Source organism: Phycisphaerae bacterium, from assembly GCA_012729815.1.
In the GTDB taxonomy this organism is placed as follows: Bacteria; Planctomycetota; Phycisphaerae; order JAAYCJ01; family JAAYCJ01; genus JAAYCJ01.
Window position 1 is genome coordinate 64,457 of the sequence record JAAYCJ010000133.1, and the last position, 12,699, is coordinate 77,155.

Consider the following 12,699-nt stretch of genomic DNA (forward strand, 5'->3'; position numbering starts at 1 on the left):
AATCCATTGTCCGAGCAGAGAGATTTCAGTGGTCAGCGGCTGATCTTTGTCGGCGGCGTTCCCCGGTCCGGCACCACGCTGCTCCAGAACATGCTCGACTGTCACCCGGAAATCCTCGGCGGGCCTGAGTTTCTCTACGTTCCCGACATTATCCAACTCCGCGACCGTATCCGCAGCGCCATCGACAATCGCTACATCCATCACTTCTGCTGCCGGGAAGATCTCGACCGCCTGGTTTGCGACTTCATTCGGCGCCTTCTGCTGCCCCTGGCTGACCGAAACGGCTGCCGGTTGCTCAGCGAGAAAACCCCACCCAACGTCCTGGTATTCCCACAACTGCTAGAGTTGTTTCCCGACGCTCGGCTGATCCACGTGATCCGCGATCCTCGGGCGGTGATCGCCTCCATGCTCCAGGTTGGCCGGCGCTCGCGCAAGGTCGGATGGAGCCTCCATCCCTACGCCTACAGTGTCGCCGCCGGCATCGAGTACACCCGACGCTGCTTCGACGCCGGATTCGCGGCCGCTGGAGCTGCTTCGCAGCGGGTTCTGACCGTCAGCTACGAACGGCTTGTCTCCGACCCCGAGGCCGAAACCCGCCGGGTCTGCCGTTTTCTGGAACTTGAATGGTCCGATCGGATGCTCTCGCCCGGGCAGTTTAGCCATCTCGGCGAAGAGGCCATCACCAATGAGGTGTTCTACGACCGCGAATCCTATGAGCGGGATCCTGAGATCGGCCAGATCGACAAGTGGAAATCGCAGCTGACGGCGGTCGAGCAGCTTCGCATCGCCTCCGCCTTCGCGGGCTACGAGCATCTTGCCGACTACGGCTACCGATTTGCCGTTGTCCCGGCTCCCATCAGACATCGGGCCCTGGCCGCTATGGTTGACCGGCTCATGGGAACCACCTCGCGCCCCGCCGCGATTCTTCAACGGCTGGTCCGAAAACTCCGATGCAGATGGTGAACAAACGTCCGGTAATTCGATAGACTATATCACGGGTCCATGGTGCGAGACGAAATCGACAATACGGGTGGTCGAAAGAGCTTCTCCGAGATGTGGCGGAAGGTCCGTGAGGACTACCAGACCTGCGGTCGCCATTGGAGCCAGCCCGGTTTCCGCGCCGTCGCGGTCTACCGTTTTGGGGTCTGGGCCGCCGATTCCGGACCGCTGCGCCCAATCCTTATCCGACTCTACCACTTCATGTATCGCTATGTCCGAAATCATTACGGCATAGACCTTTACCGCACGACACAAATCGGCCGCCGGTGCTGGATTGCCCACCACGGCGGCATCGTCATCCACCCCAAGGCGGTCATCGGCGACGATTGCCTCATCCGCCACAACGTCACCATCGGAGCCGCCACTCACGATCGGGCCTACGAAGCGCCGAAATTGGGTAATAAGGTCGAAATCGGCGTTGGCGCGGCGATCCTGGGCAGCATTACCGTCGGTGACGGCGCGCGGATCGGGCCCGGGGCGATCGTAATGACCAACGTCCCGCCGGGCGCCACGGTTTTCGCCAACCCCGGGCGGATCATTCCGCCGACCTCCGAGCCGCCCAAAGAGGATGCTAAATGATTCTTGGAAAAGAAGTTATAGGAATTGGCCGGTGAGCCGTCTGGCGGTAGAGCGTCGTGATGGGCGGGAGGCGATCGCCGAGGGTGATCGTCTGCGCAAGGAAGGGCGGTTCGATCAGGCCCTCATCGTTTATCGTTCCGCCGCCGAAGGGCACGAACTTGTTCCCGCCCATATCTGTCTGAAGCTCGCACGAACCTGCATTGATCTGGAAGACTACGGGGAGGCGTGGCGCTGGACGCTGGCCGTGGTTGATTCCGGCGATGACTTTGCTTCGTGGCAGGCCGCCGCTGCGCTGTTGGCCAGACTGCCTGTCGAGGCCATGCCGAACTCCAAACGCAGTGCAAAGCTTGCCTTATTAAGCAGTTACACGACGACCCAGTTCGGTCCGATGCTGGAGTTGGCCGCCGCCCCGTTGGGGATCCGCTTTGAACTCTATCAGGGCCACTACGGTCAGTACCGCCAGGAGATCATCGACCCGCAAAGCCCAATGTACGGTTTCGGGCCGGATTTCGTGCTTCTGGCTGTCCATGAGGGTGATCTGGCTTTGCCCGACCTGAGCCAGGACCCTGATCGGGATATTCAAGCCGAATTGCAGCGCTGGACCTCGCTATGGCGTACCGTTTCACAGCGGACCGCCGCCCGGGTAGTCCAGTACAACTTCGCCCTGCCTCCCGAAACACCCATGGGGCACCTGGGAAGCCGCCTGCCCGGTTCACGCTACGCCATGACCCGACGGCTCAATTCCCGCCTCGGTGAGGAGGCGGCTGGGCGGGTATCCTTCATCGACGCTGAACTTATATCTTCACTGTTTGGAAAAAACCGGTGGTTTGACCCGCGATTCTGGTTCCTGGGCAAGTATGCGGTGGCACCGGAGGCCCACCCACTTCTGGCCCGCCATACCGCCGCGGTAATCGCCGCCGATCTGGGCCTGAGCCGCAAGTGCCTCGTGCTGGACCTGGACAATACGCTTTGGGGCGGGGTCATCGGCGAAGACGGGCTGGCGGGCATCAAGCTTGGCGACGGGGTTGAGGGCGAGGCCTACGTTGCCCTCCAGGAGTATATCCGCAAGCTCAAGAACAAGGGGATCATCCTGGCCGTCTGCTCCAAGAACAACCCCGCTGACGCTCGCGAACCGTTCGAAAAGCACCCGGAGATGCGGATCAAGCTCGACGATATTGCCGTTTTTGCGGCCAACTGGCGGCCAAAGCCGGAGAATATTCGTGAAATTGCTGAAAAGTTAAATATAGGTTTGGACTCGCTGGTCCTTCTCGATGATAACCCGGTGGAGCGCGAAGCGGTTCGCCAGTTTCTGCCGGAGGTGGACGTGATCAGCTTGCCCGCCGATCCGTCGCGGTACGTGCGGGCGCTCGCCGAATACCTGATGTTCGAGACGACTTCGTTTACCGTTGAGGACGCCCAGCGGGCCGACCAGTATCGCGCGCGAGCACAGATCGCGGATCTCGAATCCTCAGCCGAGTCGATCGAGGATTTCCACCGCAGCCTGAAGATGCGGGCTATCGTCCGTCCTTTCGACGAGCTGAACCTGCCGCGGATCGCCCAGTTGATCGGCAAGACGAACCAGTTCAACCTGACCACGCGGCGCCATGGAGCAGAAAAGCTGCGGGAATTCATGGCGGATCCGGATTGCGTGCACCTGTACCTGCGGCTTCGCGACCGGTTCGCCGACCACGGTTTGGTGAGCGTGGCGATCGCCCGTCGCGAGGGCGAGGTCCTGGACATCGACACGTGGCTGATGAGTTGCCGGGTGATCGGTCGGACGGTTGAGGCCCAGATGCTTCATCATCTCTGCGTGGAGGCCCTTCGCCTCGGTTGTTCGCTTCTCCGCGGGACGTACGTTCCGACGGCGAAGAATGCGATGGTCGGCGACGTCTATGGCAGATACGGTTTCGAAGCGATTGAAGATCGTGACAAGACTACGGTCTGGCAGTATAATATAACGGCCAGGGGGGTCATCGAAAACGGTTTCATTGATTTGGTCGACCGCTGGGAGGAGAATGATGACGGTTCAGGAACGTCTTGAGGAGATCTTTCGCGGGGTGTTGAACCGCGAGGACATCGCGTTGACGGACGAGACGACGGCGGCTGACGTTCCCGGCTGGGATTCGGTGGCCCAGATCAACCTGATGGTCAGCATCGAGCAGTCCTTCGGCGTGCAGTTCACCGGGAATCAACTGGCTGAGTTCCGGAACGTCGGCGAATTGAGGCGTTTTCTCGAGGGCAGGGCTGGGGTATGAGGGACAGGCAGGCTCGTGGGGCGGATGCGAACAGACCATGGTTTTTGGGGGAGAAAGGTCATGACGGCGTGTGAACCGAGGGTCAGCATCGGCATGCCGGTCTACAACGGGGGCGAACTGCTCCGGGAGGCGGCGGACTCGCTGCTGGCTCAGGAGATGGGCGATCTGGAGTTGATCTTCTCGGACAACACCTCGACCGACGGCACGTCCGAGCTCTGCCGGGAGTACGCCCGTCGCGATCCGCGGGTTCGCTACTACCGCAACGACGCGAACATCGGCGCGTTCTCCAATTTTGAGCGCGTGGTGGAACTGGCGCGGGCGCCCTACTTCATGTGGGCGAGTCACGACGACTTGTGGGCGCCGCAATTTGTCTCTACGTGCCTGGCGGCCATGGCGTCGCCCGACGTGGTGCTGGCGTATCCGAAGTGCCTGGTGATCGAGCCGGACGGCCAGCCGTTCCGCCTCATCGACCATCACCAACTGACTTCCACCCTCGGGGTGTGCTCCCCGGTCCAGCGTCTGCGGCGGGTCCTGAAGGCCCCGGATTTCTGGGTCCTCTTCTACGGTCTGATGCGCACCGATGTGCTGCGACAGGTGCTTCCCATTTCGCGGGTTCACGCCAACGACTCCGTGCTCGTCGCTCTGATGTCGCTGCTGGGCCAGTTTGCCGACGTGCCGGAGGTCCTCTTCAAGTTCCGCCAGAAGGCCAACTCGGTGGCCATTCACAAGCGGGCGGACTTCCTGGGCGAAGCGGAGAAGAAAGCTTCGCGGAACTTCCGGAGCTTCTGGCCCGCCACGCGGAGCATCTGTTCGCGGAGCATGGGCATGCCGATCGCGCCCGTCCAGAAACTGGGAGTCTGCCTGTCGGCGTTCCGGTGGTACCTGAGCCGCTACACCAGCCGCGGGCGACGGCGGGCTCGCCAGCTGCTGACCTACAGGAAATCCCATTCCGTTCCGGTCCGCCAGACGGTGGAGAGTGACACGGGACGATGAAGCCGCCAACCGCCCAACCTCGCCGGGAACGAGGCCCGGCCTTGACGGACCGCGCCGGGTCAGGTCCGGACGGCTTTTCGAGGACCTGGGCGGTCTGGTTGCTGACCGCGGCGGCGGCTGCCATCGTGGCCGTCACCCTCTTTCCCTACGATTTTTTCTCCGGCGACGGACCCTACGGTTTGAATTACCGCCTGCCCCGGCTCGACCCGCCGGAGCGTGGCGACGTCGTGCGCAACGTTTTTTTGTTCCTTCCGTTGGGTTTCGCCGCGGCGTATGCGGGTGGTGCTGGAGGCCTGGGCCGCTGTGGCAGGGGGATTCTGGCGCTGGCCGCCGGGCTGGGCCTTTCGGCCGCGGTCGAGCTTCTGCAGATATTCCTTCCCGCCCGTTTGAGTTCAGTATTCGACCTGGCGGCCAACACGGTGGGGGCGGCGGCGGGGTGGGGTGTTCTGGAGCGTTGGGGCCGGACGGTTGTCCATGGGCTCTCGCTGGCCGGTGACTTCCTGCGACGGCGGACCTCGCCTCGCGCCCTGTGGCTGGGACTTCTGGGCTACGCGGGGCTCATGCTCCTGCTGGCCGGGCCTTTTCAACGTGCCAGCCGCCTGGACGGCTGGGACGACCGCTTCCATCTGATGCTGGGCAATGAGGCGGACGGTGAACGCCCGTGGCGCGGCCGGGTCCGTGAAGTCAGGATATTCGACCATGACCTGTCGGAAGAGCAGATCCGCCACATCTTCGACAAGGGGCAGAACTCGGACCTCGAGGATCCGCTGGCCCACTACGTCCTGACTTCGCCGGAGTCCCCAAACGATCTGGCGGGCCGCAACCCGCGGCTGGTCTGGCAGGGCGATCCACAAGACGCTGCAAGCGGTCAGGGCGTACGGTTGGGCAGGCACGGATGGCTCAAGAGCGAGGCGCCCATGACCGAACTGAGCCGCGCCATCCGGCGCAGCTCACGGTTCACCGTCGAAGCGAAGATTGCCACTGGCGACACCGACCAGTGGGGTCCCGCCCGCATCGTTTCGCTATCGGCCGATCCCCACCAGCGCAACTTCACCCTCGGCCAGGATGAGGGCGACGCCCTGGCCTTTCGCCTGCGGACGCCGGCCACCGGTCGCAACGGCATGCACCCGGCCCTCGTGGTGCCCGGCGTCTTCGCCGACCGCGACGAGCACCACGTCATCGTGACCTACAACGGGTACCAACTGGTCGCCCACGTGGACGGGCGGCGCCGCAGTCCCACGCTGGAACTGTCGCCGGGCCTGATCCTCTTTCGATTCCTTTTCCCCGCTGACTCACGGTTCATGGACGGCTACAAGTTCCTCTACATGTGCCTGGTGTTCGTGCCGCCGGGTCTGCTGCTGGCGATTCGGTTGGCCCAGAGGCCGACCCGCAGGATTCCGGTAGTTGCGGCGGCGCTGCTGCTCCTGGCGGTCTACCCGAACCTGATGGAGCGGGCTCTGGCCGCGGCCGCTGAGCGGGCGGTGCTGGCAGAGCACATTGGGGCTGGGGTGGTCCTGATGCTGCTGCCGTTTCCGATCATTGCCGCCGTCCGGGCCGTCCATCGGGAGCTTTCTATACGAGCGAGACCTTCACAATGACCATGCAATGCCCTACATCGAACAAGCCGAGCATCTGCTTTGTCGCCCACAACGCCTATGGCGCGGTCAGCGGACGGGACACCGGCCACGTCGGCGGCATCGAGCACCAGCAGGCCACGATGGCTCGATGGCTGAACCGGCACGGGTATCAGGTCAGCATGGTCACGTGGGACGTGGGCCAGGGTCTGGAGGCCGACATTGAGGGCATCCGCATCCTGGGCTTCTGCCGCCGCGACCAGGGTTTGCCGGTGGTCCGCTTCCTCCATCCCCGCTGGTCCGGCCTGTGGCGAGCGATGACGCGTGCGGACGCCGAGATCTACTACTACAACTGCGGCGACATGGGCTTGGGGCAGATGGTGGCCTGGTGCCGGCGCCGCGGCCGGAGCAGCGTGTATTCGGTGGCCAGCGAGCCCGACTGCGATCCCAAGCTGCCGGTGCTCAAGCCTCTGCGGGAACGGTTCCTTTACCGCTACGGCCTGACCCATGCCGACCGGATCGTCGTCCAGACCCGCCGCCAGCAGGAGATGCTGCAGGAGGGTTTCGGTCTGCAATCCCGACTGATCCGGACTCCCACCGACGGCCCGGACGAGACGGACTACGAGCCGCCGGAGTCACCCGACCCGCAGACCGCCCGCGTGCTGTGGGTAGCCCGCATCAGTCCCGAGAAGCGTCTGGGCGTTCTTCTGGATGTGGCCGAAGCCTGTCCGGACGTGTTCTTCGAGGTGGTGGGGGCGGCGAACGCGGAGAACGACCAGACCAGGGCGCTGCTCCAGCGTGCAGCGGCGCTGCCCAACGTGACCATGCACGGGCGGGTGGCCTACGACCGGATGCCCGAGTTCTATCGACGTGCCTCCCTCCTATGCTGCACCTCGGCCTACGAGGGGTTTCCCAACACCTTCCTTGAGGCTTGGTCTCTCGGCGTTCCCGTCGTCTCGACCTTTGACCCGGACGACCTTGTTCGTCATAATGAACTGGGGTGGGTGGCCCAGGACGTTCCGGGGCTGGCCCGGTGCATCCGTCAGGCCCTTCGGTCGCCCGAAGCATGGAGTGCCGCGTCGCGGGCGGCCCGTGGGTATTACCTGGCCAACCATCAGTTGGACGCGTGCATGCGAATGTTCGAGGAAGTCTTTCGTGACGTCTCGCGGGACAAAGGGAGGCGGGCGTGAGAGTCGCCATATTCAGTCGCTATCCGCGGGACGTCAATCAGCCGCGAGGCGGGGTCGAGTCCGTGACCGTCAGCCTGGTGCGTTCGCTGGCCCGTCTGGACGGCCTTGACATTCACGTGGTCACCCTGGAAAAGGACCTGGCCGATGTCCTGGTCGAGCGTCACGACGGGGCCGCGGTTCACCGTCTGCCGGCGTCCCGTTGGCCGCAGATGCTCGACATTCTCGGCGGGCCGGGGCGCAGACGCCTGGTGGACTACATCCTCGATCTGCACCCGGACGTCGTCCACGCCCACGAGACCCACGGTCTGATGTTGGGAGGTCTGCCGCTGCCTTTCGTCTTCACCGTCCACGGTTTTGACCACGCCAACCTCGAGGCCGAAGGCGACCTGGCGGCCCGGGTACGTTCGCCGCTGTGGCGGATGGTCGAGAAGTACGGCCTGTCCCACCAGCACAGCATCATCTCCATCACGCCCTACGTACGCCGGATGATCGAGCCGCTGACCGGAGCCCGGATCCACGACATCGACAACCCCGTGGACTATCGCTTCTTTGAGACCTCTCGCGATGAGCAGCCCGGGCGGGTCTTTTTTGCCGGATGGATCACCGAGCGCAAAAACCCTCTCGGAGTGCTCGAGGCGTTCGCCCGCGTCCGGCGGCGGGGAATTGAGGCGACCGTGGCCATCGCGGGCGAGGCCAGGGAGCAGGAGTATCGCGACCGCCTTCTCGCCTGCATCGAACGCGAGAAGCTGGCCGATCGGGTCGAGTTTCTGGGGCACGTTCGCCACGACCGTCTGCCGGCGGAACTGGCCCGCAGCGCCCTGTTCGTGTTGCCGTCGCGCCAGGAGAACTCTCCCATGGCCATCGCCGAGGCCATGGCGGTGGGAGTGCCGGTAATCGCGTCCAACCGCTGCGGCATGCCTTTCATGATCCGCGAGGGCGAATCCGGGTACCTGATCGAACCCGACGACCACGACGAAATCGCCGACCGGATGGCCAGGATCCTGACCGACTGCGCACTGCGGGCGCGGATGGGGCAGGTGGGGCGGAGCATCGCCATGGAGCGGTTCCATCCCGACACCGTGGCCCGCAAGACCGTCGAGGTGTACCGCACGTTGATCGATTCGGGCAAGGGGGGTGTCCGGTCCCGCGTCGAAGGCGCGAACTAGGCCTCGCGTTGGCGAGGGACAGGAGAGGAACGCAACGGCATTCATGGTGGATATTGAACGGCAGACAGCCGGGATTCTGAACGACGCGAGCGTGGCGATGGCGCTGGGCGCGCGGTCCTACGCCGCCGCGCCTTTCTCGCCGTCCGAGGCGTATCCCGAGTATCCTCTGGACCAAACCACCCTTTGCGACCAACGCAACGAGGCGTATGCCGCCGTCCGCGAGGTTCTTTTCCGGCTGGACCTCGATCGCGAGCGTTTCGGCTCGGCTGAATGGAATCCGTTGGGCCGGTTCATCGGGCCGGGCCGGACGGTGGTCCTGAAGCCCAACTTCGTTCGCGACTTCCGTCAGACCCAGACCGGGCACGGCGACTGCCTGATTACCCACGGTTCGGTCATTCGCGCCGTGGTCGACTACGCCTACAAGGCTCTGGCTGGACGCGGGCGGATCATCATCGCCGATGCACCGCATAACGACGCCGATTTCGATGCCGTCCGCCGGATCGCGGGCCTCGACGAGATCCAGGACTTCTACCGTCGCGCAGCCGGGTTCGAAATCGAGGTGATCGACCTTCGGCCGGAAAAGGCGCGGCTGGTCAACAGCCTGATCGTCGGCCACGACCGGCTGCCCGGCGACCCAGCCGGTTACGCCGCGGTCAATCTCGGCAAGCGGTCGATGTTCGCCGAAGTGGAGCACCTGTGCGGCCTGATCTACGGCGCCGACTACGACATCGATGAGGTCCGCCGCCACCATCGCGACGGCGCTCACGAATACCTGATTTCGCGAACCGTCCTTCAGGCCGACTGCGTGATCGTCCTTTCGAAGCTCAAGACGCACAAGAAGGTCGGGCTGACCGTCAACCTCAAGAACCTGGTCGGCATCAACGGCAACAAGAATTGGCTGCCGCATCATCGGGAAGGCAGCCCGTCCAACGGCGGCGATCAGTTTCCCGACGACCGGGCGATCCACCGGCTGGAGCGGGCGGTTCTCACGCCGTTCAAGCGGGCCTTTCGCCGGCTGGGACCGCTGCGTCCGGTGCTGGCTTGGCCGGCCATGGAGTTGGGCAAACTCGTCTTCGGCGACACCAACGCCGGCACCATCCGCTCGGGCAACTGGCACGGCAACGACACCACCTGGCGGATGGCGGTCGATCTGAACCGCATCCTGCTCTACGCCGACCCGGACGGCGGCCTGCACGATCGCCCGGTCCGACAGGTGTTCTGTGTGGTCGATGGGATCGTCGCCGGAGAAGGCGAAGGGCCGCTGGACCCGACGCCGCGGCCGGCCGGGGCGGTGATCGCCGGAGCCAACCCATTGGCGGTGGATCTGGCGTGCGCGCGGTTCATGGGCATGGATTGGCGGCGGCTGCCGATCCTGCACGGGGCGTTGAGGGACCATCCGCTGCCGCTATTGGCGGCGACGCGCGAGCAGGTGCGGGTTCATGTGGCCGGATCGTCCGAGCCGCTGGGTCTGGACGATCTGGCCGGGTCCGATCCGCCGTTCCGGATGCCTTGCGGCTGGAGACGGCAGCTCGAAATCGCCGATTTACCGTCGAGGGATTCGACCGATGAGCGGTAGCGGCAAAAGCATCGGGCAACGTTTGGTCGGCTGCGGGGTTTGGGCGACCGAGGCCTCGCTGTACGCGACGAGTCTGGCCGCGGTCGGCGTGCTCCAGAAGCTGCGCCGGCCGAAGAGGCGGCGTGAGAAAGGCCTGCGGCTGATCGTGACCGGGCGGTTCGACAGCCTTAACTGGTGTCGGGCGCACCTGTTGCCATTGGCTGAGGCGGAGTGCCTTGAGCGGATCGTGGCCGTGGTGGACGGTCCGACCTACGAACACGAGAAGATCACCTACCGTCATCCGCCGGCCTGGCTGACCCGGCTGCTCGGGCGCGCCGCGTCGAAGGCGATCTGGGTGGCCGGTCTGGCCGCCCGCACGCGGCCGGACATCATCATGGGGTTCCACATCGTTCCAGGAGCACTGACGGTGCTGCTGGTTTCCTCAGCCATCGGGGCTCGCAGCGTCTATCAGATGACCGCCGGCCCCGTCGAACTGATCGGCGGCGGGATCGGCACCGAGTGCCCGCTTTCCGGCCGGCTGGCCTGGCCGTCGCCGCTGCTGGAGCGTCTGGCCTTGCGGTTGGTCCATCATTTCGATGCGGTGGTGGTTCGAGGCACGGGAGCGAGGGATTTCCTTCTGAACCGCCGGTCGGTCCGGGCGGTGGCGATCATTCCGGGCAGTATCGACACCAACCGTTTTGCCGGCGACCGTGAGCGGGTCTACGACCTGGCCTACGTCGGGCGGCTCGAACCGATCAAGCAGCCGCTGCAGTTCCTCCACGTCGTTGCGGCCCTCTGCCGACGCCGTCCGAACGTGCGGGCGGCGGTGGTCGGCGGTGGCGCCCTCGATCGGGCGATGCGGGACGAAGCGGCACGGTTGGGACTGGACGGTACGGTTGAGTTCCTGGGCCACGTCCAGGAGGTCGAGGACGTGCTGAGGCGGACAAAGGTCTTCGTCCTCACTTCGCGTTCCGAAGGGCTGTCGATCGCCATGGCCGAGGCGATGGCGGCCGGCGCGGTGCCGGTGGTGGCGGACGTGGGCGACCTGGGCGATCTGGTCCAGGACGGCCGGACGGGCTACCTGGTTCCGCCGGGAGACTTCGAGGCCTACGCCACGCGGTGCGACCGCGTGCTGTCCGATCCGGACCTCCGGCAACGCTGCTCGGAGGCGGCCCGCATCGCCGCCGCCGAGAACAACGCGATCATGAACGTCACCCGCCGGTGGCAGCAGTGCCTGACCGCAGCGGTCCGCAGTCCGACTGCCAAGCCGTCGCCGAAAGGTCCGTTGGGTCCGCCGGCTGACGAAATCGCCCACGGCTCCACGGCTTCGCGACTCTACCAGTGGTGGCTCAAAGCGGTTCCGCCCGCCTGTAAGCGCCTCGCCGCCAAGCCGCTGACCCTGGTGCCGCCGCGCTGCCTGCTGGGTTCGCAGTTCAGCCGCCAGACATACTTCATCGAGCACAGCGAACGCTGGACGGACTCCCGCATCCGGCGGTATCAGTTGCACCGCCTTCGCCAGGTCCTGCAGTTGGCCGGGGAGACGACCCCGTTCTATCAAGAGATGTTTCGGCAGGTCCGATTCGACCCCCGCAGCCTGGCCGATCCGGACGAGCTTCGCCGCCTGCCCACCATCGACCGCCAGACCATTCGGCGGCACCTGCCGCGAATGTGCACGATCAATCCCCGTTCGGACGGGGTTGATATGGTCTCCACCGGCGGCACCAGCGGCATGCCTCTGCACTTCTACATCAACTCCGACCGGTCGTCGGTCGAGTACGCCTTCCTGGTCGCCAGTTGGCGGCGGGCCGGATACCGGCTTGGCATGCCGCTGGCGGTGCTGCGAGGCCACGTAGTCCGACCGGACGCCGACGGCCTGCACCACGAGTACGAGCCGATCCTCCGCCACCACTACTATAGCAGCTTTCATCTGAGCGACGAGAACATCGGCCGGTATCTGGACCACATCGCCGGTCTCGGGCCGTGCTTCCTGCACGTCTATCCGTCATCGGTGCTCGCCCTGGCCCGCCACATTCTCCGCTGCGGCCGGTCCGCCCCGGACAACATCCGCGGCATCATCGCCGAATCCGAGATCGTCTATCCGGATCAGCGACGGATGGTCGAGGAGGTCTTCGGCTGCCGCTACTTCTCCTGCTACGGCCATACCGAAAAGCTCGTCCTCGCCGCTGAGTGCGAACACACCGGCGACTACCACGTCTGGCCGACCTACGGCTATTTCGAACTCCTCGACGGCGCCGGCCGGACCGTCGCCACGCCGGGACAGCGGGGCGAGATCGTCGCCACCGGGTTCATCAATCAGGTCGTGCCGTTTGTTCGCTATCGCTCCGGCGACACCGCCGAGTATGTCGCCGACCGCTGCCCGCGCTGCGG

At 64.9% G+C, this 12,699-nt stretch carries 10 protein-coding genes; all 10 read left to right on the plus strand.

Translation table 11 applies throughout. The features are described 5' to 3' along the window. The first annotated feature begins 6 nt into the window (after nt 1-6). Nucleotides 7-963: a sulfotransferase gene (locus GXY33_09220; protein NLX05311.1), complete on the plus strand. Its 957-nt coding sequence runs from the start codon at nt 7-9 to the stop codon at nt 961-963. 90 nt (nt 964-1,053) lie between these two features. After that, a complete protein-coding gene (locus GXY33_09225) occupies nt 1,054-1,578 on the plus strand; it encodes a serine acetyltransferase (protein NLX05312.1) in 525 nt (174 codons plus the stop codon). Continuing rightward, nucleotides 1,568-3,619 (plus strand): HAD-IIIC family phosphatase, encoded by a 2,052-nt coding sequence (locus GXY33_09230; GenBank protein ID NLX05313.1) that lies wholly within the window; start codon nt 1,568-1,570, stop codon nt 3,617-3,619. The genes GXY33_09225 and GXY33_09230 overlap by 11 nt, the downstream gene beginning before the upstream one ends. Then, on the plus strand, nt 3,597-3,833 hold the full coding sequence (locus GXY33_09235; GenBank protein NLX05314.1) for an acyl carrier protein: 237 nt from the start codon (nt 3,597-3,599) through the stop codon (nt 3,831-3,833). The genes GXY33_09230 and GXY33_09235 overlap by 23 nt, the downstream gene beginning before the upstream one ends. A gap of 60 nt (nt 3,834-3,893) precedes the next feature. Beyond that, nucleotides 3,894-4,826 (plus strand): glycosyltransferase, encoded by a 933-nt coding sequence (locus GXY33_09240; protein ID NLX05315.1) that lies wholly within the window; start codon nt 3,894-3,896, stop codon nt 4,824-4,826. Between the two features lie 41 nt (nt 4,827-4,867). Then, nucleotides 4,868-6,424 (plus strand): hypothetical protein, encoded by a 1,557-nt coding sequence (locus GXY33_09245; protein ID NLX05316.1) that lies wholly within the window; start codon nt 4,868-4,870, stop codon nt 6,422-6,424. Then, complete coding sequence (locus GXY33_09250) at nt 6,421-7,590, plus strand: glycosyltransferase family 4 protein (protein ID NLX05317.1); 1,170 nt, start codon at nt 6,421-6,423, stop codon at nt 7,588-7,590. The genes GXY33_09245 and GXY33_09250 overlap by 4 nt, the downstream gene beginning before the upstream one ends. Further along, nucleotides 7,587-8,756, plus strand: coding sequence for a glycosyltransferase family 4 protein (locus GXY33_09255; protein NLX05318.1), 1,170 nt, complete (start codon nt 7,587-7,589; stop codon nt 8,754-8,756). The genes GXY33_09250 and GXY33_09255 overlap by 4 nt, the downstream gene beginning before the upstream one ends. Nucleotides 8,757-8,799: 43 nt before the next feature. Continuing rightward, nucleotides 8,800-10,332: a DUF362 domain-containing protein gene (locus GXY33_09260; protein ID NLX05319.1), complete on the plus strand. Its 1,533-nt coding sequence runs from the start codon at nt 8,800-8,802 to the stop codon at nt 10,330-10,332. Further along, a partial coding sequence (locus GXY33_09265) for a glycosyltransferase (GenBank protein ID NLX05320.1) occupies nt 10,322-12,699 on the plus strand: 2,378 nt, incomplete at its 3' end. The genes GXY33_09260 and GXY33_09265, both read left to right, overlap by 11 nt.

Bases quoted from the DNA above. Each gene is read 5' to 3' on its own strand.
- GXY33_09250 (NLX05317.1), top strand. From the start codon at position 6,421: ATGACCATGCAATGCCCTACATCGAACAAGCCGAGCATCTGCTTTGTC.
- GXY33_09260 (NLX05319.1), top strand. From the start codon at position 8,800: ATGGTGGATATTGAACGGCAGACAGCCGGGATTCTGAACGACGCGAGC.
- GXY33_09235 (NLX05314.1), top strand. From the start codon at position 3,597: ATGACGGTTCAGGAACGTCTTGAGGAGATCTTTCGCGGGGTGTTGAAC.
- GXY33_09230 (NLX05313.1), top strand. From the start codon at position 1,568: ATGCTAAATGATTCTTGGAAAAGAAGTTATAGGAATTGGCCGGTGAGC.
- GXY33_09240 (NLX05315.1), top strand. From the start codon at position 3,894: ATGACGGCGTGTGAACCGAGGGTCAGCATCGGCATGCCGGTCTACAAC.
- GXY33_09225 (NLX05312.1), top strand. From the start codon at position 1,054: ATGTGGCGGAAGGTCCGTGAGGACTACCAGACCTGCGGTCGCCATTGG.